The sequence below is a fragment of the Kitasatospora sp. NBC_00070 genome (assembly GCF_045041205.1).
In the GTDB taxonomy this organism is placed as follows: domain Bacteria; phylum Actinomycetota; class Actinomycetes; order Streptomycetales; family Streptomycetaceae; genus Kitasatospora.
The window spans coordinates 5,834,471-5,856,670 of sequence record NZ_CP108247.1; the positions used below are offsets into that span (position 1 = coordinate 5,834,471).

Below are 22,200 nucleotides of genomic sequence, written 5' to 3' on the forward strand. Positions count from 1 at the left end.
CCTTCGGGTCCGCGGCCGGTCAGCCGGGCAGGGGCGTGTTGTACAGGTCGTAGCTGCGCCGGTCGCTGAACCGCAGTTGGACCTCGTGCAGCAGCCGGGTGTCGCACTCCGGCGGCAGGTCGGCGACCTGGGTGCCGAGCCGCCGGGCCAGCCGGTGCAGGGCCGCCGCCGCCCAGCTCGGGTCGGCCAGGAACGGATCGGCGCCGTCCCGGTTGTGCCACCAGACCCCGAGCACGGCGGCCGCCGCGAGCAGCAGCGCGTACCGGTCGACCAGGGCGAAGCAGGCCGCCCCGCTGGGCGAGGTCCGTTCGGCCGGCTCCAGCGCCAGCACCCGCTGCCGCAGGTCCGCCAACTCCTCGGTGAGCTGCCCGGCCAGGGTGCGCAGCGCCCGCTCGACCGGGGTCCGGCCGCCGATCTGCGCGGCGATCGCCACCAGCGAGCCGCTCAGGCTGTCCCGGCCGCCGGCCAGGCTGAGCGCCTCGTTGCGCAGCGGCGGCAGTTCGCCGCCGAGCTTGAACAGCTCGGCGGGGGCCTCGGGTTCGACCAGCCAGGACCGGGCGGCCAGCCGGGGCAGCTGCGGGATGACGGTCGCCTGGCAGGCGACCGTCCCCGCGTGGCCGAGGCTGAGCACGGGGACGTCCCGGACGTGCTTCTGGAAGATCCCGAAGTTGCCGTCCTTGGTGTAGACCCGGGCGCCGAGCACGATCGACAGGTCGTGCATGGTGTCGTTGAGCACCCGGGGCATCAGGTACTTCAGGGCCGCCGAGTACACGCTGGTCTGCTCCGGCAGCAGGTGCAGCGCGCGGGTCGCGGCGACCGAAAGGCTGTCGAAGAGCAGCAGGTTGACGAAGGCTCCGGTCATCGCCCGGTCGGTCCTGACCGGGTCGAGCCAGGACGACTCGGCGAGCTCGGCACCCCGGTCGTGGTCGAACTGGACGGCGGTGCGCAGGCTGGTGTCCACCGCGGCGAGCGCCGCCGCCGCGATCACCGTCCGGCTGATCTGGAAGGACCGCAGGGCCAGCGTGACGCCGCCGCCGACCGGGCCGAGCAGCGCGCTCTCCGGCACCGGGCACCTGAGGAACTCGACCCCGGTCCACCGGCAGCCGCGCAGCCCGACTGCCAGATGGCGGGGGCCGATGGTGGCCTTCCCGGCGGGCAGCCGGGTCGGGTCGAGCAGCAGGACGGACTGGCTGCGGCTGCCGCCGGTCCGATCGGTCTCGCAGAACAGCACCAGGGCGGCGGCCCGGTCGAGGTTGTTGATCATCGGCTTCTTGCCGCTGAGCAGAAAGGTTTCACCCTGCGTCTGCGCGGTCACCCCGCTGCGGACGTAGTCGTTGCTGTGCGCCGTCTGGTGCTGGGCGATGGCGGCCTTCGCACCGCCGAGCAGCCGGTCCGCGAGCCAGCGCTGCTGCTCCTCGGTGCCGGCCAGCCAGACGTCGGAGGCGGCCATGAAGGTGTGCATCCCGTAGCCCATGCCCAGCCCGACGTCCCGGCGGAACACCGGGCGCATCACCCGGACCAGGGTCTCCAGCGAGTCCAGCCGGCCGCCGAGCCGGACCGGGACGTACTCGGCGTTCAGGCCGACCCGGTCGAGCAGTTCCTCCCCGGCGGCGAACGGCACCGCCGTCCGGTCGGCGGCCAGCAGGGCGCCGTAGCCGGTCGGGTTGGCCGGCTCGGTGGGGTCGCCGAGCAGCTCCTCCAGGGCGGCGATCCTGGCCTCGGCCGACCCCGTCAGGGCGCCGGGCAGCGTGTCCGTACTCACCACGGCCGACCCCCTCCGGCCGGCTCGGCCTCCAGCAGGTCCTCGCCCAGCAGCGCGTCGGTGGCCCGCACCCTGGCCCGCAACGCCGGGTCCAACACCTCGACCTCGCCGCGCAGTTCGCCGGCCAGGAAGAGCTTGCGCATCAGGTTGCGCTGCACCTTCCCGCTGGTGGTGCGGCGGACCACGCCGGGACGGACCAGCAGCACGTTGCCGACCGGGATGCTGAACTCCCGGCTCAGCTCGGTCTGGATCTCGTGCACCAGGGCGCGCAGGTCGAGCCCGGCCGGCAGACCGCCCCGGGCCGCCCGCAACTCGTGCACCAGCACCAGCTGTTCGCGCTCGACGTCGACCGAGAAGGCCGCGCCGACCCCGCCGCCGAGCGCCGGGCTGAGGCCGCGGGCCGCCCACTCGATGTCCTGCGGGTAGATGTTGCGGCCGTTGAGGATGATCACTTCCTTGCTGCGTCCGGTGATGTAGAGCTCGCCCCGGTGCAGGAAGCCGAGGTCGCCGGTGCGCAGGAAGCCGCGCTCGCCGTTCTCCAGACCGGCCCGGAACACCGACTCGGTCTCGGCCGGGCGCCGCCAGTAGCCCTGCGCCACGCTGTCGCCGCGTAGCCAGATCTCGCCGACCGCGCCCTCCGGCTGCTCCAGGCCGACCACCGGCTCGACGATCCGCAGGTCGTAGTCGAGCACCTGACCGCTGCTCACCAGGGTCCGGGTCGGCTGGTCGGCGACCGGCTCGGCCACCTGGTCCAGCTCCAACGCGGCGGCGTCCACCGACAGTTCGGCGAACGGGGTGAGCGGCACACCGCCGGAGACCACCAGGGTGGCCTCGGCCAGCCCGTAGCAGGGGTAGAGCGCCTCGGCCCGCAGCCCGGCCGGGGCGAACCGCTCGGCGAACGCCCGGAGCGTGTCGGCCCGTACCGGCTCGGCCCCGTTCAGCGCCAACCGCCAGTGCGACAGGTCGAGTTCGGCGATCTGCTGGTCGGTCACCCGGCGCAGGCAGAGGTCGTAGCAGAAGTTCGGGCCACCGCCCGCGGTGACCCGGTACTCGTCGATCGCCTGCAGCCAGCGGGCCGGCCGGCGGACGAAGGAGGTCGGCGACATCTGGATCGACATGCTGCCGAGGAACAGCGGGTGCAGCAGGTGGGCGATGAAGCCCATGTCGTGGAAGTGCGGCAGCCAGCCGCCGAACCGGTCCTCGGAGCTGGTCCGGAAGACGTTCTGCAGCGCGCTCTGGTTGGCCAGCAGGTTGCGGTGCGAGACCATCACGCCGCGCGGGTCGGCGACCGAGCCCGAGGTGTACTGCAGGAAGGCCAGGTCCTCCGGGCCGCCGCGGCGCTCCTGCCAGGCGTCGGCGTCGCCCAGCCCGGGGACGTCGCTGGCCAGGCAGGCGACGTTCCGCCGGCCGGTCCTGGACAGCCAGAGCGCGATGTCCGGCGCGCTCGCGGTCTCGGTCAGCACCAGCCGGGCGCCGGTGTCCTGGATCACCGCCGAGGTACGGTCGATCCGCAGGCCCCGCCCCTCGCCGCCCGGCAGCGGCACCGGGACGGCCACCGCCCCGGCGTACAGGCAAGCCACGAACGCCTTCAGGAACTCGGTGGTGGAGGAGTACAGCAGCAGCACCGGTTCGCCCTCGGCGCTCTGGAGTTGCAGCAGCGAGGCGATCCGTCGGGCCTCCCGGTCCAGTTCGCCGTAGGTCAGCCGGTCGGCCCTGGCACCGTCGGCGCCGTCCTGCAGGAAGACGTGGACGTCGCGGTCGGCCAGGTCGGCGGTGCGCGTGCGGACCAGATCGGTGAAGGTGTCGAAGCCAGACATGGGAATCCCCTCGCATCAGCAGCAGGCGCTTCGGCGGGGCCCGGACGACGGGCCCGACATACCGTCAGATCATCCGGTCGACAGCTAAAGGCCCGCTTGCGCGGACGGGAGTAGCTGTCGTGCAACTTCTGGTCACCGGGCCGCGCGCCGGACCGTGCTTAGACTGGATTCCGGTTCGAAGTTGACTACATTCCCGCCGTTCGGCCGAATTCTCGGCGCTCTTTGTCATGCGGGAAAACGGGGGATCCAATGACGCTGATCGACCGTGAAGCAGAACTCGCCGCAATGGATTCAGCACTGGCCGGCACCGCTGCCGGCCAGGCCCGGATCGTCCTGGTCGAAGGGGCGGTGGGGTGCGGGAAGAGCGAACTCGCCGATGCCGTCGCGGATCGGGCCGAGGCCGCCGGGGCCACCGTGCTGCGGGCCCTGGGCTCGGCGGCGGAGCGCGAACTCCCGCTCGGAATCCTGCGCCAGCTGACCGCCTGCACGCCGCCCGGCGTGCTGCCCGAACTCACCGGCGAGCCGGGCCGCGCGAACGTCGGCGCGATGCAGGCCTTCTCCGCCGCCGCCGCCGAACTCGCCGCCATGGCACCGGTGGTGATCGTGGTGGACGACGTGCACCACGCCGACGACCAGTCCTGTGCCTACCTGCTGCACCTGGCCCGCAGCACCCGCTGGGCGCGCATCCTGCTGGTGCTCACCGAGTCGGTGCACGAGCGCGGCGACGACCCGGTGTTCGGCACCGAGCTGCTCCGCCGCCCGAACTTCCAGCGGATCAGGCTGGAGCGGCTGAACGAGGCCGCGGTGGCCCGCCTGGTGGCCGAGCAGCTCGGCCCGGACGCAGCCGGACGGCTGGCCGGCCGGTTCGCCGAGGCCACCGGCGGCAACCCGCTGCTGCTGCGCGCGATGGTCGAGGAGCACCGGGTCACCGGCGCCCAGGAGCCCGAGGTCGGCGGCGCGTACGCGCAGGCCGTACTCACCTGCCTCTACCGCTGCGGCCAGGCGGTCCGCGAACTCGCCGAGGTGCTGGCGGTGTTGGACGAGCTGGCCACCCCCGAGCGCGCCGCCCGGCTGCTCGACCTGCCGCTGGCCACCGTGAACCGCGGCGTCCAGGCACTCAGCGCCGCGGGCATCCTGGACGGCGCACGGTTCCGCTACCCCGCCGCCCGGGCCGCCGTCCTCGAGTGGACGGACGACGCCGCGCGCTCCGAACTGCACCGGCGGGCCGCCGAACTCGCCCACCGGAGTGGGGTGGCCGCCTCCTCGGTGGCCGCCCAGCTGCTCGCCGCCGACCGCACCGACCTGCCCTGGGCGGTGCCGGTGCTGCACGAGGCGGCCGAACAGCTGCTGGCCGACGGCGCGGTCGAACGGGCCTGCGCCTGCCTGGAGCTGGCCGACCGGAGCGGTGCCGACGACGAGCAGCGGGCCCAGTTCCGCACCATGCTGGCCGCGATCGCCGCGCGCTCCGACCCGGGCGCCGCCGAGCGGCACCTGACCGGACCGCTGGAGCTGCTCCGGGCGGGCTCGCTCGCCCCGGCCCGACTGGCCGCGCTGGCCCGGCTGTTGGCCACCCAGGGCCGGATCGACGAGGCGGCCGAGGTGCTGGAGCGGATCACCGCGCAGGACCCCGCCGCCCAGGACGGTCCGCCCAGGCCAGGCCAGGGCGGCCGGTGGGCCGATCCACTGGACGGCCTGTCCGCCTTCCCGCGCTGGGCCGCCGCGCCGCCGGTGGAGCCCGGCGGGGTGCCGAGGCCGGTCAGGTCCGGCTCGCCGACCACGCTCTGGACCATCCCCGAGTACGCCGTCGACGGGTCGTCAGGAGCGGCCGCCGAGCTGTTCCTGCGCGGTGCGACGCTCTCCGAGGCCACCGTGGCCCCGATCGGCCAGGCGGTCCGGGCGCTGCTGCTCACCGAGGGCCCGGCCCGGGCGATGCCCTGGTGCCACCTGTACACGGAGGCGGCGATCCGGGCCGGGGCGCCCGGCTGGCAGGCGGCGTTCACCGCACTGGGCGCCGAAGTCCTGCTCCGGCAGGGCGACCTGATCGGGGCGGAGAGCCGGGCCGCGGCCGCGATGGACCTGCTGCCCGAGCGCGGCGGCAGCGTGTTCGCGGCCGGCGTCTCGGCCACCCTGATCCGGGCCTGCACCGCGATGGGCCGGCACGACGCGGCGGCCCGGGAGCTGGCGCGGCCGCTGCCGGAGGGGCTGGCCGGCAGCTTCCAGGGGCTGGCCCACCTGCGGGCCCGGGGCCAGTACCACCTGGCCACCAACCGATTCCACGCCGCGCTCGGCGACTTCCTGCAGATCGGCCGCACCATGCGCCGGTGGGGGCTGGACCGGCCGCTGCTGCTGCCGTGGCGGATCGGCGCCGCCGAGGCGCTGATCCAGCTCGGCGAGGCGCACCAGGCGGCCCGGTTCATCACCGACCAGCTCGGCTCCAAGGACGCCGCGCACCCCTGGGTGCACGGCATCTCGCTCCGGCTGAAGGCGGCCCTGAGCGAGCCCAAGGAGCGCCAGGTGCTGCTGGCCCGCGCGGTGGACGAGCTGCGCACGGTCGGCGACACCTACGAACTGGTGCTGGCGATGGCCGACTTCGGACAGGTACTGAAGGAGACCGGGGACGGCAACCGGGCCAACATGGTGAACCGGCGGGCCTGGCACCTGGCCGACGAGTGCGGGGCGCACGCCCTGCGCGAGCGGATCCTGCCCGGTCACACCGCGACGCCCGGCGTACCGGAGGGCGGCCGCACCGACGTCGGGTACGCCGAACTCGACGCCCGGCTCAGCGAGTCCGAGAAGCGGGTGGCGATGCTCGCGGTGCACGGACACACCAACCGGGAGATCGCGATGAAGCTCTACATCACGATCAGCACGGTCGAGCAGCACCTCACCCGGGTCTACCGGAAGCTGAACATCACCCGCCGGCAGCAGTTGCCGGTGGACCTGCACCTGCTCGGAGCCGCCGAGCACGCGTGACGGACCCGTCAGGAGCCGGACAGTGGCAAGAGAATGGCAAGAACGCCTCGTGTCCATGTCAGACATGGCCGGGATGGGACGATTCCCGGCCGTGAGGTGGGGAAGTGTGTCCTCCGGGGCCGGATCGCATTGTGGGCGGGCCGCCCGTTCGAGAGGCTTGGTGACAGACCCGAGCCGATCCAGGGAGGCACACCATGGCAACGCCGTTCCAGCTGTCCGACCCGGCCGTGCCCGAACTGCTCCGGGCCCGGATGTTGGACCGGGTGGAGGAACGGCTGCGCGGCCTGCTGGCCACCGAGCACTCCGCCACCCGGGGGGCCGACCCACGGGCCGTCACCCCGATCCGGGCGCTGGCCGACCAGGTCACCGCGGGCGGTGAACGCACCAGGGCCACCCTGCTGCTGACCGGCTACCTGGCGGCCGGCGGCAGCCCGGCCGGCGCCCAGGTGGTCGACGTGGCGGCCGCCCTGGAGCTGCTCGACACCTGCCACCTGATCCGGGGCGACGTCCGCGAGAACGTCCCGCTCCGGCGGGGCATCCCGACCCCGCACGTCGGCCACGCCGCCGAGCACGAGCGGAACGGCTGGCGCGGCGAGTCCCGCCGGTTCGGCGAGGCCACCGCGACCCTGGCGGGCGACCTGGCGGTGGCCTACGCGGACCGGCTGGTGGGCGGCCTGACCGGTCAGGCCCGGGAGATCTGGGACCAGTTGCGGATCGCCCGGGTGCTCGGCGCCCACGCCGAGGCGGCCACCAGGACCGAGTACCTGGACGACCCCTGGCCGCTGGGCTGTCTGGAGGGCTGCACCCCGGGCTGCGCGGCGGGCTGGTACGCGGTCCGCGAGCCGCTGCTGCTCGGCGCCGCGCTGGCCGGGCGGCCGGACCTGACGGACGAGTACGGCGACTACGCGAGCCGGCTGCACGCGGCCTGGCGGCTGCGCGGCTTCCTGGACAGCGGGGCGGCGAGCGACTGGCACGCCCGGATGCTCTGCGAGATCCTGCTCGGCCGGGAGGAGAAGGACCGCACCGAGGACCTCATCATGCGGCTGGTGAACGAGGCGGACCGGGCGGTCGCCGAAGCCCCGCTGCGGTCCGGCTGGCACCGCGAACTGGTGAACCTGGCCGCGCGGTTGGGGCTGGCGAGCACCTGGTGAACGCAGCCGCACTGTAGGCAAGCGCTCAGCCGGGACTCAGCCAGGGGCTCGGGGAACGGCGACGGTTCGTGACTGGCGGGTCAAAGTACGAAGTGCCTGACCGCCTACGTACGGATCACCTGGTTCGAGGCTGGCGTCGCAGTTCCCCGAGCTCCTGAGGGTGTCCCGAGTGCCTGGTGAGCGGTGGCCGGGGCGCTCCCGGGCGGAGCCGGGCGAGCCAGCTCCGGAGTGCCTCGGCCCGCAGGCCGCCGTGCGCGTCCCGGGGCAGCGAACCGGCCAGCTCCAGCCGGGTGGGCAGGAACGCCTCGGCCAGTCCACGGGCCGTCAGGTGCCTGCGCAGCTCGGGCAGTCCGGGCGGATCGGCCCCGGCCGCCGGGACCACCACCGCGCAGGTCAGCTCGCCGTGCTCCGGGTCCGGGTAGCCGACCACGGCGGCCTCCCGGACCGCCGGGTGCGCCAGCAGCGCGTCCTCCAGCTCGGCCACCGGAACGAGGAAGATCGCACCGGTCCGGTGGCCGGCCCACTGCACCACCTGGACGCCGCCGAGGCCGTCGGCCCTGGCCAGGTCGCCGGTGTCCAGCCAGCCCTGGTCCTGCTCCCAGGGCAGCCGGAGCGTCTCGGCGCCGTGCGGCCAGCAGGCCAGGCAGACCGCGGGGCCGCGCACCCGGAGCCGTTCGACGGCCGGGCCGCCCGGGGCCCTGGGCAGCTCCGACAGCGGGGAGAGCTCCAGGCCGGGCAGCGGGCGGCCGTCGCTCTCGGCGCTCCGCTCGGCCGGGGTCTCGCCGCGGGCCACCGTGCCGAGGCCGACCTCGGGCGAACCCCAGACGGCGACCGCCGGTGCGCCGAGCGCGACGGGCAGTTCGGCCAGCAGCCCGGCCGGCGTCCTGGTCCGCCCGCCGGAGAGCAGCAGCCGCAGGGCGGCCGGCCGCCGGGGCGCGCGGCGCTGGGCGGCCAGCACCTCGGCCCAGTACACCGGTGCCGCGTACGCCCGGGTCACCCCGGCCTGCTCCAGCAGGTCGAGGCAGCTGTCCGGGTCCCAGACGTCCTGGAACACCGCCGTGCCGCCGACCGCCACCGGCCAGTACACGCCGAACAGCAGCGAGGCGAGCGAGGTCAGCGGCAGCGCGGAGTAGCTCACCTCGCCCGGCGCCGGGCCGAGGCCGGGCGACTGCTGCTGCGAACGCAGGCCCGCGTACAGGGTGTTGGGGGTGTGCAGGGTCGAGGTGAAGCTGTCGCCCAGGCCCATCACGGTGACCGCCAGTGCGGTCCGGTCCGGGTCGGCCACGAACGGCCCTCCGGGGTCCGGGAGTTGCTCGTGCGGGGTGCGCAGGAAGTACGCGGCGAAGTCCACCGCGCCGGTCGCCGCGGCGTCGCCGAGCACCACCCGGTGCCGCAGCCAGGGCAGCCGGTGGGCCAGCTCGGCCAGTGCCTCGGCGTGGCCGAAGCCCTCCCAGGCGTCCGGCACCACGCAGAGCCGGACCCGCAGGTCGCCGAGCACCCGCTCCAGACCGTGCGCCCGCTGGGTGGGCAGGACCGGTACCGCCACCGCGCCGATCCGCAGGCAGGCCAGGGTCAGCGCGGACGCCTCCCACCAGCTGGGCAGCTGGAAGGCGACCGGATCGCCCGGGCCCAGGCCGAGCGAGCGCAGCGCCCCGGCGAACCGGTCCACGTACCGGGCCAGTTGGCCGTGGTCGAGGGTGACGATCCGGTGCCCGGCCGGGCGGTGGGCGCGGTGCGAGACGATCGCGGGCCGGTCGGGTGCGGTCGCCGCCGTCCGGTACAGGTCGTGCAGGAAGGTCTCGTCGCGCCACCACCCGCCCGCCCGGTGGTCGGCGGCGAGCTCCGGCGGCGGCCCGGCGGCGGCGAACAGGGCGGCCGGGCCGGCCAGCCGGCTCACCGGCGCGGGCCGGTCGGCGGGTGCCGACGGCGTCGGGGGGACGAACCCGGCCCCCGTCATGACCAGCGACCGATCGACCAGGCGACCTGGACCCGGGAGGCGCAGCCGAGCCGCCGCATCACCTGGCGGACGTGGTTGACCACGGTCCACTCGGAGAGCGCCAGCCGGGCCGCGATCTGCCGGTTGGTCAGCCCCTCCGCGACCAGCATCGCCACCTGCAACTGGCGGGCCGTCAGCGGCTGTCCGCCCGCCGGGCCCGGTGCGGCGGCCCGCCGGGCCGGGTCCGGCGCGGCCAGTGCCTCGGCCACGGCGGCGGCCGGGGAGAGCCGCCGCCCCTCCGCCCAGGCGACGGCGAAGCCGTGCGGACGGAGCCGGTCCCGCAGCCCGTCCAGAGCGTCGTCCAGGGCGGCCCGGCGCCGTCCGTCCGGTGCGGTGCCCAGCTCGTCCCGCAGCGTTTCGGCGGCGGCCAGCAGTCCGGCGGCGCGCGGCTGCTGGACCGGGGCGGCCCGCAGCAGATGGAGCGCGAAGTCCTCCAGCGCGGCGGGCAGTTCGGTCCGCTCGCCGACCGTCCCGTAGATCCGCAGGCCCTCCCGCAGGGCCGGGCCGGCCGTGACCGGGTCCTCGGCGCAGTGGGCCAGCACCCCGAGCGCCCCGGCCAGTGCCCGGCCGTCGCCGATCCGCCGGGCGGCGGCCACCGCACGGTCGAGCAGTTCGACGGCCCGCGGCCGCTCGCCCCGGGCCAGCAGGACCCGGGCCAGCTCGGTGCCGGCCTCGACGGCCGCCCCGGCGGCGCCGAGCTGCTCCAGGGTCTCCAGCGCGGGGCCGAGCGCCGCCTCGGCCCCGGCCGGGTCGTCCAGCCGGCCCAGCGCGGCCCCGAGCCGGGCCGCCAGCAGGGCGTTCAGCCTGCGGTCGCCCAGCGGCTAGCCCGCCGCCAGCGCCGCCCGCTGCCTGCGGACCGCCCCGACCGGGTCGCCGAGCGCCGCCGCGAAGGCCCCGGCCAGGTCCAGCAGCCGGGCCCGGACCGGCTCCGGCACCGCCTCGCCGGCCGCCCGGTCGGCCCGGGCCAGCCCCTCACGCAGATGACCCCGGGTCAGCCAGGGCAGCCGGCAGGCGAGCAGCACGGCGGCCGTCGCCTCGGGCTCACCGCGCTCCCGCAGCCGGTCCAGCGCCGCCAGCACGTTGGCGTGTTCGGCCTGGACCACATCGAGCCAGCGGCTCTGCTCGGTGCCGGACAGCCGGGGCTCGGCGACGGCCAGCAGCCGGCGGCACTCCGCCGTCTGCCGGTCCAGCGCGGCCGGCTCCCGGCCCTCCTCGGCCAGCGCGGCCCTGGCGTACGAGCGGACCGGCTCCGGCACGGTGAGCCGGGGCTGTCCCGGCGGGGTGGGCAGCTGGGCCACCAGACCCCGGTCGAGCAGGACGTCCAGCGCGCCGTCGGCCGGTCCGAGCGACTCGGCCGTGGCGGCGGTGAACCCGCCGGGGAAGCAGGCCAGTTGGCCGAGCAGCGCGCGGGACTCCGGGGTCAGCCCCCGGCAGCTCCAGGCGGCCAGCGCGGTCAGCGAGCGGTGCCGCTCGGGGGTGTCGAACGGGCCGCCGCCCAGCGTGACGCCCCGGCGGCGGAGCCGGTCCAGCAGGTCGTCCGGGCTGTGCAGGCGCACCTGACGGGCGGCCAGTTCCAGGGCCAGCGGCAGTCCTTCGAGCAGTCCGCAGAGCTCGGCGACCGCCCGGGCGTTCCCGGCCGTGAGGGCGAAGCCGGGGTTGGCCTCGCGGGCCCGGCGGACGAACAGCTCGACCGAGGCGAGCTCCCGCAGCTCCTCCGGGTCGTCGCCCACCGGCGGCACCGGCAGCGGTGCCACCGGGAAGAGCCGCTCGCCGTAGACCCCCAGCGGCTGCTGACCGGTCGCCAGCACCACCAGCCGGTCGTCCCGGTGCAGCAGGTCGGCGACGGTGGTGCCGAGCGGTGCGCCGTGCTGGTCGCAGCCGTCCAGCAGCAGCAGGTGCCGGCCGTCCGGGCCCGGGGTCCGCACCGCGCCGGCGGCGCTCGCCACGGCCTCGGCCGCCGCAGCCGCGGGCGACCCGGCCTCACTCAGGTCCGCGTACCCGGGCTCGCCGAACAGCTCGGCCAGCTCCGGCCGGACGGCCCGGACCAGACGGCTCTTGCCGACCCCGCCCGGGCCGGTGAGGGTGAGCAGCCGGACCGACGGGTCGCGCAACCGCCCGACCAGCGCCAGCCGTTCCCACTCCCGCCCGACCAGCCCGACGGCCTGCCACGTCCCGACCGCCGCCTGCGTGCGCGTCATGGTCCCCCCTGTCCGAAGTCCACCCTCCAGACTGCCCGCTCCCGCTAAAGGCCGGCTTCAGTGCGTCAGGTCGAGGTGGGACGGGGCGGCTCGGGACAGGCCGGCCCGGGTCAGACCAGCGCGGGGGTGAGCGGCGCGGGGCTGCGCAGGCGCCAGACCCCGGGGCGGATCTCCAGGCAGCCGCCCGGGTCGTCGTCCGGGTCGTGCAGCCGGCGCAGGGCGCGCCTGGCGTGTGCCTCCAGGCGGCGGTCGCGCAGCGACTGGGCGATCTCCAGGCAGTCGGTGAACCGGGACCGGGCCGCGCTCGGCCCGTCCGCCAGCAGCGCGGCCAGCGCCGTCGCCCGCAGCACGTGGTAGCGCTCCCGGGGCAGGCCGGGGGGCAGCCCGTCGAGCGCCGCCGTCAGCAGCGCGGTGGCCTCCGCGACCTCGCCGCCGTCCAGCCAGAGGTCGGCCAGCCCGACCAGTGCCCGGCTCCGCGCGACCTGGTCCCCGGCGGCCTCCGCCACCCGCCGGGCGCCCTCGTAACGGTCCCTGGCCTCGGCCGTCCGCCGGTGCTGCCAGGCGAGGTCGCCGAGCGAGGCGAGCAGCCGGGCCTCGCCGGAGCGGTCGCCGAGCTGCCGGGCGGCGTCCAGGGCCAGGGTGTGGGTCCGCTCCCAGGCCCGCCAGCGGGCGTGCGACTCCAGGTGACCGGTGAGCGCGGTCGCCAGCCGTACGGTCTGCTCCCAGAGCCCGGCCAGGTACGCCTGCCTGACCACCTGGGTGAGCGGTCCGAGCTCCCGGGCGAACCAGTCGGACGGTGCGTCACTGCCGGGGGTGCGGACCATCCGGACGCCGGGCTGACGCGGGTTCAGCACGGCGTCCGCCTCCTCGGTGACCCGGACGTAGGCGTCGCACAGCCGCCTGGTGGCCGCCCGTACGGTGTCCTCGCCCTCCTCCTCGGCGAGCCGTTCGGCGGCCAGTAACCGGAGCAGCTCCGGCAGCCGGTACCGGCCGGGCCGCGACCCCTCGTGGTCGGCGGCCAGCAGGTGGTCGTCGGCCAGCGCGTCCAGCAGCCGGGCGGTGCCGACCGGGGTGCGCCGGTCGTGCGGGTCGAGGCCGAGCACCGCGCTGACCGCCCACGGCTCGAAGTGCGCGGGCAGCAGGGAGAGCAGCCGGAAGGTCCGCCGCTCGTTCCGCCCGGCGTCCTGATAGGCCGACAGCAGCCGTTCCCGGACGTCGAGTCCGCCGATCCGGAGCTCGGACAGCCGGGAGCGCCGGTCGCGCAGCCGGGTGGCCAGCGACTCGGCGGACCAGTGCGGCCGGGCGTTCAGCTGCGCGGTGCCGACCCGGATGGCCAGCGGCAGCCCGCCGCAGAGCTCCAGCAGCTCGGCCACCGCGGCCGGGTGCTCGGCGGCCCGGGCGGGGCCCGCGGCCGCCTCGAACACGGCCAGCGCCGCCGAGGGGTCGAGCACGTCCAGCACCAGCGGGTGCACCCCGTCCAGCCCGGCGGGCAGCCGGCGGCCGGTGACGATCGCGCTGCTGCCCGCCGAGGTGGGCAGCAGCGGACGCAGCTGGGCCTCCGAGCTGACGTTGTCCAGCACCAGCAACAGCCGTCGTCCGGCCAGCAGTTGCTGCAGCGCCTCCTGCAGGTCGGCCGGGTCGGCGCCGACCGGCACCGGGGCGCCCGCCCGGCGCAGCAGCGCCGAGATGGCCGCGGCCGGTTCGAGCCGCCGGCCCGGCTCGGGACGCAGGTCGAGGAAGAGCTGCCCGTGCGGGAAGGCGTCCGCGCTGTGGTGGGCGGCGGCCACCGCGAGGGCGGTCTTGCCCACCCCGGGCTGGCCCGCCAGCGCCACGAAGGCCCCGGGCGGGGCGGCCCGCAACAGCCGGTCGATCTCCGCGAGTTCGCCGTCCCGCCCGGTGAACGCCGGGTCGGCGGGCGGCAGGCCGAGCACCACCGGCGGCTCGGTGGCCGGCCCCCGGACGGCGGCCGCCGGGCCGGTCGGCTCGGGGACGGCCAGCCGCTGGTCACCGGCCAGGATGCGCTGGTGCAGCAGCTGCACCGGTGCGCCCGGTTCGATCGCCAGCTCGTTCACCAGGGTGCGCCGCAGCGCGCCGTACGCCCGGAGCGCCTCGGCCTGCCGGCCGGCCCGGTACAGGGCCAGCATCAGCTGGCCGTGCAGCTCCTCGCGGAGCGGGAACTCCTCGACCAGCGAGCGGAGTTCGGGGATCAGGTCGCGGTGCCGGCCGAGCCGGAGGTCGGCCAGGATGCGCTGCTCGAGGGCGGCGTTCCTGGCCTCCACCAGGCGGACCGCCGCGGCGTCCAGCAGCGGCCCGTGCGGGGTGTCGCCGAGCAGCGGCCCGCGCCAGAGCGCCAGCGCCCGGCCCTGCAGCTCGGCGGCGGCGGCGTGGTCGCCCGACTCCAGCGCCTCCCGGCCGCGCTGGTAGAGGCTCTCGAAGGTGGTCAGGTCGAGCTGGTCGGCGTCGATCCTGATCCGGTAGCCCCGGGGCTGGGTGAGCAGCACGGCGGCGCCGTCCTCGGGGGCGGCCCGCCGGAAGATCTTGCGCAGCTGGGAGACGTAGACCTGGAGGGTGGTGGTCGCGGTGCGCGGCGGGTCGTCCTGCCAGAGCTCGTCGATCAGGCTGTCGACCGAGACCGTCCCGTTCGCGTTGACCAGCAGGGCGCCGAGCACCCCCCGGACCTTCGCCGCGCCCGGCGTGTACGAGACACCCGGCCCGGCCGCCCCCTCGATCTCCAGCGGTCCCAGAATCCTGAACCTCAGTCCGCTCATGCCCACGCCTCGTTTCGCCCGGCGCGTGCCCGGCACGACGCAACTCTCCCGATGATCCGCTCGTTGTGCTCGCTCACTTCCGCCCCCGTGGCCCGGTCCTTGGTGTCGGTGGATCCTCCGACGTCCGGGCCAGGTCGGTCGGAGAACTGGTGGTCGGTCAGAAGTCCTGGACGACGGTGGTGCGGGCTTCGGCCACGGCTCTCCGGTGCTGGGTCAGGGTCAGCGTCACCGGGACGGCGGGCCGTCCGGCCGCGTCCCGGCCGAGCTGGCCGGGCACCACCGCGCAGCGCAGCGGCAGGTCGGTGTCGGCGTAGCCGCTGACGTGGATGTCGGTGGCCACCAGGGTGGACCGGCCGGGCGCGAGGCCGAAGGCCCGGGACGCCGCCAGCAGCGAGGACTGGCGCAGCGATTCGAGCAGCAGCGTGCCGGACACGTGCGGTCCGCCGCCGCTGCCCAGCACCGGGTGGTCGGCGCGGCTCAGCACCCAGGTGCTCAGCTGGCCCCGGGAGCTCTCGGTCGGTTCGCTGATCACCACGTTCTGCGGCGCCGCCCGGCCGACCGCCGCGGCGGACACCGGCCAGGTCGGGCCGTCCGGCTCGTCCGCCAGCTCGGGCGTGGCGCGGACCGCCCAACTGCTGTGCTCCTGATGGCTGCGGTGCAGCACCGGCGGGACGAACACCAGGGCCGCGCTGCCGGTCGCGCACGGCACGTCGTCGATCTGGACGGACAGGTGGAAGTCCAGTCCGCGCGGCACGCCGTGCACCGAGTTGGCCGGGGTGGCCCGGATGTCGGTGGTCATCCTGGCCGGACGGGACTCCACCCGCCAGGCCGTCAGATCGGTCAGCTCCAGGCTGAACCGGTAGAACAGGCCCCGGCGCCGGGCGGGCACCCCGAAGTACTGGTGGCCGACGAACTCGCCGATCTCCCGGATCGCCTCGGTGGTCAACTGGTGGTCGTGGAAGTGGCCGGACCCGTCGTTGAACAGCGGGTGCCGGAGCGGGATCTCACCGGCCAGCACGAACCGTTCCTCGCCGTTGCTGGGCGCGTCGAGCAGGTAGTGGTCCCAGGACGGCGGGCAGTGGATCAGGTGCCGGATGTCGTGGCCCGTGCCCAACTCCGCGGTGGCGGCCCTCTCGCCTCTCATGCGTCCTCCTCTGCTCCGGCGCCGTGCCTCGACCGGGCCGGCTGCCGACCGCCCGTCCGCCAGCGTCGCCGCACCGGCCGGGCGGGGGCCAGCACGACACGGTGGCAGCAAGTTGACTGGCCAGAACTGCGGGTCAGGGCCTCAGCGGCGCTTTAGCGGCCCTCAGGGGACGGGCCGCACAGTGGAGTCCGTCGGCAGCGCCCGGAAATTCCCCCTCCTGGCCGCTTCCGCCCTAGGGCCCGCTCCACGGGTTGCCCCCGATCCGTGGAGCAGGGCCGCCCGGGCCCGCGCCGTGCGCCCCGGAGCCGTCCGGTCCTGGACCGTCCGCGCCGGGGCCCCGGCGCAGCCGGTCGTCCAGTCCGACCAGGTGCGCGACCTGCGCCCGGGAGACGATGCCGAGCTTGCGGAAGATCCGGCTCAGGTAGGTCTCCACCGTCTTCGCACTGACACCCATCCGGCCCGCGATCTGCTGGTTGGTGCACCCCTCGCTGACCAGCCCCGCCACCTGCACCTCCCGCCGGCTGAGCTCGGCCAGCCCCGGCCCCGGTGCCGGCTCCGGCGTCGGTACCTGTGTCGGCCCCGGTCCGGCGGCCGCGCGCACGATGTCGGTCGGCCCGGCGTCGGCGAGCCCGGCGTCGGCGAGTTGGGCGTCCGTCAGCCCGGCGGGCCCGGCACCACCGGGCCGGCCGGCCGGTACGGCAACGGTCGGGGCCGGTACGGCGCCGAGGATCCGCAGCGTCTCCGCCACCCGGCGCTGCCAGAGCCGGCCCAGACCCGCCGCCTCCCGCCCGGCGGCCGCCGCCGCCCGGTGCGCCCCGGGGAGGTCCCGCCCGGCCAGCCTGATCCGGCTGTGCCAGAGCAGCGCGTCCACCGCCAGCGGCGGGCTGTCGAACCGTCGGCCGGCCGCCACCGCCAGCACCGCCCGGTCGGCCGCCCCCGCCAGGTCACCGGCCTCCCAGCGGGCCCGGGACAGCCCGAGCGCGGTGCGGCCGAGCAACTGCCACTGCCCGGTGTCGAGCACCGCCTCGAAGGTCCGGCCGAGCAGGGCCTCGGCCCGGTGCCGCCGCCCGAGGTAGAACTCGGCGTCGGTCAGCCAGCGCACCGACTCCAGCCGGTGCAGCGGCAGTTCCTGCCCCGCCAGCTGTTCGGCGGCCGCCCCCGCCACCTCCGCCGCCTCGGCGAACCGCTCGTCGACGGCGTGCGCGGCGGCCAGCAGGGCCAGGGCGTGCGCCTGGGCGGCCGGGTCGCCCGACCGGACGGCGCGGACGTACCCGTGTTCGGCCCACTGGGCGGCGGTCCGGCCGCCGACCGGGTCGCCGACCTCCAGGGCCAGGGCGGCCCAGGCGAGTTCGACGTCCTCGGCGGCGGCCAGCAGCTCCCGCGCGGCGGCCCACCGGCCCAGCCCGCGCAGCGCCGAGGACTCCGCCTCGGCCGCCGGGCCGCCAGCCGGGGCCCGGCCGCCGTCGGCCGCCCGGGCCCGGGCGTACACCGTCAGGGCCTCCTCGCCCCGGCCGGCCAGCGTCAGTGCCTGCCCCAACCCGAGTGCCTGCTCGGCCTGTTCGGCCGGTGCGCCGGGCCCGGCGGCCCAGCGGCGCAGCCGCCGGACCGCAGCCGCCGGGGCGCGGTGGAGGTCGGCGGTCGCCCCGGCCAGCAGCAGCTGACGGTCCGCCGGCCCGAGCGAGGGTGCCCGCTCCAGCTGGGCCGCCAGCAGCCCGGCCGGGGCGCCGGTCCGGCGGAGCGCGGAGAGCGCCCGCCCGGCCGCCCCGTACTGCCAGCCGGCCCGGCCGCCGCGCAGCAGCAGGGCCCGCACCGCCGGGTGCCGGAACCGGAAGCCGGGGCCGTCCGGCTCCGGCCGGAGCAGCGCCTCGGCCTGCAACTCGTCGATGGACAGCAGCACTTGGGACAGCGGCAGCCCGGCCACCTCGGCCACCGGCTGCGGGGTGACGGCGCCGCCGAGGGTGGCCGCCGCCCAAGCGGTGCGCCAGGCGGGGCCGGAGAGCGGGCCGAAGTCCAGGGCCACCGGGCCGCCCCCCGGGGCCGGCGGTGCGGTCGCCAGCTCGAAGCTGCCGACCGGTTCGCGTTCCGGGCCGGTCGCGGCGCAGGCCCGGAGCAGCCCGGGTACCCCGGCCGCGTCCCGGAGCAGCACCTGACGGTCCACCGGATCGAGCTCGGGCCCGAGCAGCGCGCCCGCCTCGTGCGCCGCCAGCGGTCCCAACTCCAGGTGCTGCCACGGCTGTCCACCGTCGGTGCCACGCAGTACGGCCAGCCGGTTCGCGGCGGGGGAGTCCCGGTGCGCCAGCACGGTCAGCAGCCGGCCCCTGGGCGGGTGCCGCACCAGGTGGTCGAGCAGCTCCAGGGTCAGCGGGTCGGCCCGGTGGGCGTCGTCCAGCACCAGCAGCAACCCGGGGCCGTCCGCCAGCAGTTCCAGCGCACTGCGCACCGCCCGGATCAGCCAGTACTCGTCCCCCGGGGCGACCGCCGCACCCGCGCCGCCCAGCGCCGGGAAAACCCGGCCGAGCCGGAGCGCCAGCGGGGTCGGCAACTCGACCTCGCCGGAGCCGAGCCGGTCGTCCAGCGCGTCCACCACCAGCTCGAACGGCGTGCCGGGGCCGGTCCGCCCGGCCCGGCCGACGGCCACCCGCCAGCCCTCCGCCCCGGCCAGCCCGGCCAGTTCGGCCAGCAGCCGGGTCTTGCCGATCCAGGGCTCGCCGCCGACCGAGACGATCCGCGCCCGGCCGTCCGCGCCGGTGGAGCGGGTGAGGCGCAGGGCCTGTTCCAGCAGCTGCAGTTCCCCCCGTCGCCCCACCAGGGCGTCGCGGTCCGGCTCGGTAGTCATGGCAGGAAGCGTGTCCGGGAAGCCCCGGACACGCCAAGGCTCCGACGCTGTCCGGTACCGGTGTGGCAGCAAGTCACCAGAGCGGTTCGCGCTGTTCGGGGCGCCGGCCGCACCGTGTGGGGGAGAACCCCGACTGGTCCGGGGCGTTTCCGGCCGCCATCCTCGGGAGTCATGGCCATCGAATCCGGGGAACTCGCACCTCCCGTCCAGGGCACGGCCAACGAGCCGTTCCACGTACCCACCGAAGCCCCCGAGAACGCCCCCGAGCGCTCCCGCCGGGTGCGCTGGGGCTACGCCGCCGGCTCCCTGGTGACCGGCACCGTCAACACGCTGCCCGGGCTGCTCCTGCTGCCGTATCTGACCGACACCCTCGGGGTGGGCGCGGCGCTGGCCGGACTGATCGTGCTGCTCCCCAAGGTGTGGAGCGCGGTGCTCAACCCGCTGGCCGGGCGGCTCACCGACCGCACCACCGGACGCTGGGGCGCCCGCCGTCCGTACGTGCTGTTCGGCGGGCTGGCGGTGGCGTTCTTCCTGGCCGTGACCTTCGCCGGGTTCGCGGGCGGCTCGGCCGGGGTCTGGCTGACGGCGGGTGGATTCCTGCTCACCGCAACGGCGTTCGGCTTCTTCCAGGTCCCGTACGCGGCCATCCCGGCCGACATCACGCACCGCACCGAGGACCGGATCAGGCTGGTCGGCGGCCGGGTCGCGGTGATCGGGCTGGCCGCGCTGGTGGCCGGTGCGGTCGGCCCGGCCGTGGTGGAGGCGGCGGGCGGCGGGATCGCCGGACACCGCTGGGCCGGGCTGTTCGGGGCCGGGGTGGTGCTGGTCGGGGCGCTCGCCGCCTTCCTGGGCACCGCGCGGGCCAGGAGCCGGCAGGTGCTGTCGAGCGAGCCCAGTCTGCGCCGCCAGCTCGCGGTCGCCCGGGCCAACGGGCCGTTCCGGGTGCTGTTCGCCTGCGCGGTGGTGCAGACCCTGGCCACCGGCTGCTTCCTGGCCGGCGCACCGTACTTCGCCCGGCACGTGATCGGCGACCCGACCGCCACCGGCGTCGCGGTGGCCGCGTACGTGGCCCCCAACCTGCTCGCCGTCGGCCTCTGGTCCAAGCTGGTGGCCCGGCTGGGCAGCCGGGCCGGCTACACCATCGCGAACCTGCTCTTCCTGGCCGGCTGCCTGACCCTGCTGGCCGCCCCGGCGCTGCCGGTGGCGCTGGCGCTGCTGCTCTGGGGGGTGGCGGGCGCCGGTCACGCCGGGCAGCTGCTCTGCGCGTACGCGATGCTCCCCGAGTACATCGCCCGGGACACCGCCCGGACCGGCCGTCAGCAGGCCGGGGTGTTCTCCGGGGTGTTCGCCACCGGCGAGGTGCTCGGGCTGGCGCTCGGCTCGTTCGCCTACGGGGTGGTGCTCCAGCTGTTCGGCTACGTCTCCTCGGACACCGGCCACGCCGCCGCCCAGTCCGCCGGTGCCGAACTGGGCGTGCTGCTGGGTGTCACCGTGCTCCCGGCCCTGGCCACCGCCGTCCTGCTGTTCCTGCACCTGCGCCGACCCTCCGTCAGCAGCCCCGCAGGGCAGGTGGATCGGCTCGCATAGTGCGACCATCGACATATGGCGACGACAGCCCTATGCTCGGCCCATGACCGAACGTCACATCCAGGAGCCGACCAGGCTCGTGCTCACCGCGCTGGCCGACGCCCCTCGGCACGGCTACGCGATCATCCAGGAGGTGCTGGCCATCTCCGGCGGCCTGAGCCGCCTGAGTACCGGCACCCTCTACACCGCGCTGGACCGGTTGCTCCAGCAGGGCCTGGTCCGGATCGAGGGCGAGGAGGTGGTCAGCGGACGGCTGCGCCGCACCTACGCCCTCACCGACCAGGGCCGGACGCTGCTGGCGGCGGAGGCCGACCGCCTCCGGACGGCGGCCGCCGAGGTGGACCGCCGGCTCGGCGCCGCCCGGCTGCGCCCGAACGGGGCGACTGCGTGAGCGGCCTGACGAACGATCAGAGCACGCCGCCGCCGGGCCACCGGCTGATCCGGCTCTACCCCGCCCGGTACCGGGCGGCCCACGGCGAGGACGTCGCGGCCACCTTCGCGGACACCGTGGAGGGGCAGCCCGCCCGGGTGGTGCGCCGGGAGCGCCGTGACCTGGTCACCCACGCGCTGCGGCTCCGGTTCCGGATCGGCCCGACCGACCCGGCCGGCCGGGTGCTGGCCGGCGCGGCACCGATCCAGCTCGCCCTGGCGGCGGGCGTGGCGCTGTACCGGGCGCTGCCCCAGTTCGACCAGCTGGTCCGGGGCGACCAGGTGCCGTCCCCGATGCGCACCGTGCTCCACGCCTCCTTCGAACTGTCCTGCACCGTCCCGTGGTTGCTCGCCCTCGCGTTCGCACTGCTGGGCCGGTGGCGGACCGCCAGGCTCACGGGGTGGTGGGGCTCGGTGCTGTCCGCCGCTCTGGCCGTACCCGTCTACCGGTCCTTCCTCGACCGCTACCTCCTGGGTGAGATGGCTGCCCTGACGGTGCTGGCCTGCACGGCATTGGTGCTCGCACCGGCCGGCCTGGTGGACGTCACGCAGCGGGGCCGCCGGAGGATGGTCGGTGTCGCCCTCGGGACCGGCATCCCGATGATCGTGTTCGGTCAGTACGGGATCGACCTGATCCCGGTGACCGGGGTGGTCTCGCTCCCCGTGTGGATGAGTGTGGTGGTGGCCGTGGTCCTGCTGGGCGAGCTGTCCGGCAGGCGGCCCGATCCGCTCGTGGCGGTCGGTGTCGCGCTCGCGACGGTGCCCTGGGTGGCGCCGTACCTGCTCGGGGTGTTCGACGGCTGGGTCGGGCCGGGCACGGCGCTGACCGTCGGGGCGGCCTGGCTGACCCCGATCGGTGCGGCCGTGGCGGTGGCCGGTCTGGTGCGCCTGGTGCGCCGGGTCCGGTCGGCCGAACCCTCGGACCCCGCCTGAGGAGCGTCACCTGACCCCGGCCGTCCCCGACCCCGCCTCCGGGTCAGGGACGGCCGGCGGGGACGGCGACCGGCCGGTCCGGGCCCGACAGGAGCTCGGCGGGAGAGACCACCACCACGTCGCAGGCCGCGTGGGTGCGGCAGTACCGGGTGACCGATCCGTGCAGCGCGCGGTCCAGCCTGCCGTGGTGGCTGCCGCCGAGCACCAGCAGGTCGGTCGGCCGGTCGGCGGCCGCGACCAGGGCCCGGCCCGGTTCCGGGCTGTCGAGCACCAAGGGGTGGATCACCAGGTCGTGCGGGTAGCCGCCGAACGCCCGCTCGAAGACCGTGTCCAGCAGGAGGAGCGCCGCGTGCGCCGACTCGGGGAGCGGCGGCCGCCGCCCGTCGTCCGGCGCGGACCGCACCACCACCGGGACCAGGACGGCGTCCTGCCGCCCGGCCTCGGCCACCGCCCGGCGCACGGCCGCGAGGCCGCCCACCGAGGCAGTGACCCCCACCACGACCCGAACGCCGCCCTCAACCATGGCAACCCACGTCCTCTCGCCTCGCCCGTGTCTCCAGTGGACCCCCGAACGGCCCGGCCGGAGCCGGTCCCTGACGTCCGCCC

14 protein-coding genes are annotated in these 22,200 nt (G+C 76.1%); 5 read left to right on the top strand and 9 right to left on the bottom strand.

Annotated features, from left to right (window positions below; genetic code table 11):
* Positions 1-19 precede the first annotated feature (19 nt).
* Positions 20-1,762 carry an acyl-CoA dehydrogenase family protein gene (locus tag OHV05_RS26485; protein ID WP_405019863.1) on the bottom strand — a complete coding sequence of 581 codons (1,743 nt, stop codon included), beginning with the start codon at positions 1,760-1,762 and terminating at the stop codon, positions 20-22.
* Entirely contained in the window at positions 1,759-3,579 is a 1,821-nt protein-coding gene (locus tag OHV05_RS26490; protein ID WP_405019864.1) for a fatty acyl-AMP ligase, read from the bottom strand. The genes OHV05_RS26485 and OHV05_RS26490 overlap by 4 nt, the downstream gene beginning before the upstream one ends.
* A 249-nt stretch (positions 3,580-3,828) precedes the next feature.
* On the opposite strand from OHV05_RS26490, the gene OHV05_RS26495 reads away from it, so the two are divergent.
* Both OHV05_RS26495 and OHV05_RS26500 read left to right on the top strand, forming a co-directional pair.
* Entirely contained in the window at positions 3,829-6,552 is a 2,724-nt protein-coding gene (locus tag OHV05_RS26495) for an AAA family ATPase (RefSeq protein WP_405019865.1), read from the top strand.
* A gap of 194 nt (positions 6,553-6,746) precedes the next feature.
* Positions 6,747-7,703, top strand: coding sequence for a polyprenyl synthetase family protein (locus OHV05_RS26500; protein ID WP_405019866.1), 957 nt, complete (start codon positions 6,747-6,749; stop codon positions 7,701-7,703).
* Between the two features lie 115 nt (positions 7,704-7,818).
* Here OHV05_RS26500 and OHV05_RS26505 read toward each other — a convergent pair whose 3' ends face one another.
* From OHV05_RS26505 to OHV05_RS26530, 6 genes are all read right to left on the bottom strand, one after another.
* Positions 7,819-9,660, bottom strand: a complete 1,842-nt coding sequence (locus OHV05_RS26505; RefSeq protein WP_405019867.1) for an AMP-binding protein — start codon at positions 9,658-9,660, stop codon at positions 7,819-7,821.
* Positions 9,657-10,295: a LuxR C-terminal-related transcriptional regulator gene (locus OHV05_RS26510; protein WP_405019868.1), complete on the bottom strand. Its 639-nt coding sequence runs from the start codon at positions 10,293-10,295 to the stop codon at positions 9,657-9,659. Before OHV05_RS26510 ends, OHV05_RS26505 begins: the two co-directional genes overlap by 4 nt.
* Before the next feature lie 225 nt (positions 10,296-10,520).
* A complete protein-coding gene (locus tag OHV05_RS26515; RefSeq protein ID WP_405019869.1) occupies positions 10,521-11,897 on the bottom strand; it encodes an ATP-binding protein in 1,377 nt (458 codons plus the stop codon).
* 110 nt (positions 11,898-12,007) lie between these two features.
* Entirely contained in the window at positions 12,008-14,665 is a 2,658-nt protein-coding gene (locus tag OHV05_RS26520; protein WP_405019870.1) for a BTAD domain-containing putative transcriptional regulator, read from the bottom strand.
* A gap of 157 nt (positions 14,666-14,822) precedes the next feature.
* Entirely contained in the window at positions 14,823-15,809 is a 987-nt protein-coding gene (locus OHV05_RS26525) for an AfsA-related hotdog domain-containing protein (RefSeq protein ID WP_405019871.1), read from the bottom strand.
* Positions 15,810-16,041: 232 nt separating this feature from the next.
* Positions 16,042-18,645 carry a LuxR C-terminal-related transcriptional regulator gene (locus OHV05_RS26530; RefSeq protein ID WP_405019872.1) on the bottom strand — a complete coding sequence of 868 codons (2,604 nt, stop codon included), beginning with the start codon at positions 18,643-18,645 and terminating at the stop codon, positions 16,042-16,044.
* Between the two features lie 171 nt (positions 18,646-18,816).
* Between OHV05_RS26530 and OHV05_RS26535 the strand changes: the two genes are divergently transcribed.
* The 3 genes from OHV05_RS26535 to OHV05_RS26545 are packed head-to-tail and all read left to right on the top strand — an operon-like array spanning position 18,817 to position 21,594.
* The gene (locus tag OHV05_RS26535; RefSeq protein ID WP_405019873.1) at positions 18,817-20,232 is read left to right on the top strand and encodes an MFS transporter; all 1,416 of its coding nucleotides are present in this window, start codon (positions 18,817-18,819) and stop codon (positions 20,230-20,232) included.
* A gap of 43 nt (positions 20,233-20,275) precedes the next feature.
* Positions 20,276-20,623 (top strand): PadR family transcriptional regulator, encoded by a 348-nt coding sequence (locus OHV05_RS26540; protein ID WP_405019874.1) that lies wholly within the window; start codon positions 20,276-20,278, stop codon positions 20,621-20,623.
* Positions 20,620-21,594: a hypothetical protein gene (locus OHV05_RS26545; protein WP_405019875.1), complete on the top strand. Its 975-nt coding sequence runs from the start codon at positions 20,620-20,622 to the stop codon at positions 21,592-21,594. Before OHV05_RS26540 ends, OHV05_RS26545 begins: the two co-directional genes overlap by 4 nt.
* A gap of 43 nt (positions 21,595-21,637) precedes the next feature.
* Here the strand turns inward: OHV05_RS26545 and OHV05_RS26550 are convergent, their stop codons facing one another.
* A complete protein-coding gene (locus OHV05_RS26550; protein ID WP_405019876.1) occupies positions 21,638-22,093 on the bottom strand; it encodes a universal stress protein in 456 nt (151 codons plus the stop codon).
* Positions 22,094-22,200: the final 107 nt, after the last annotated feature.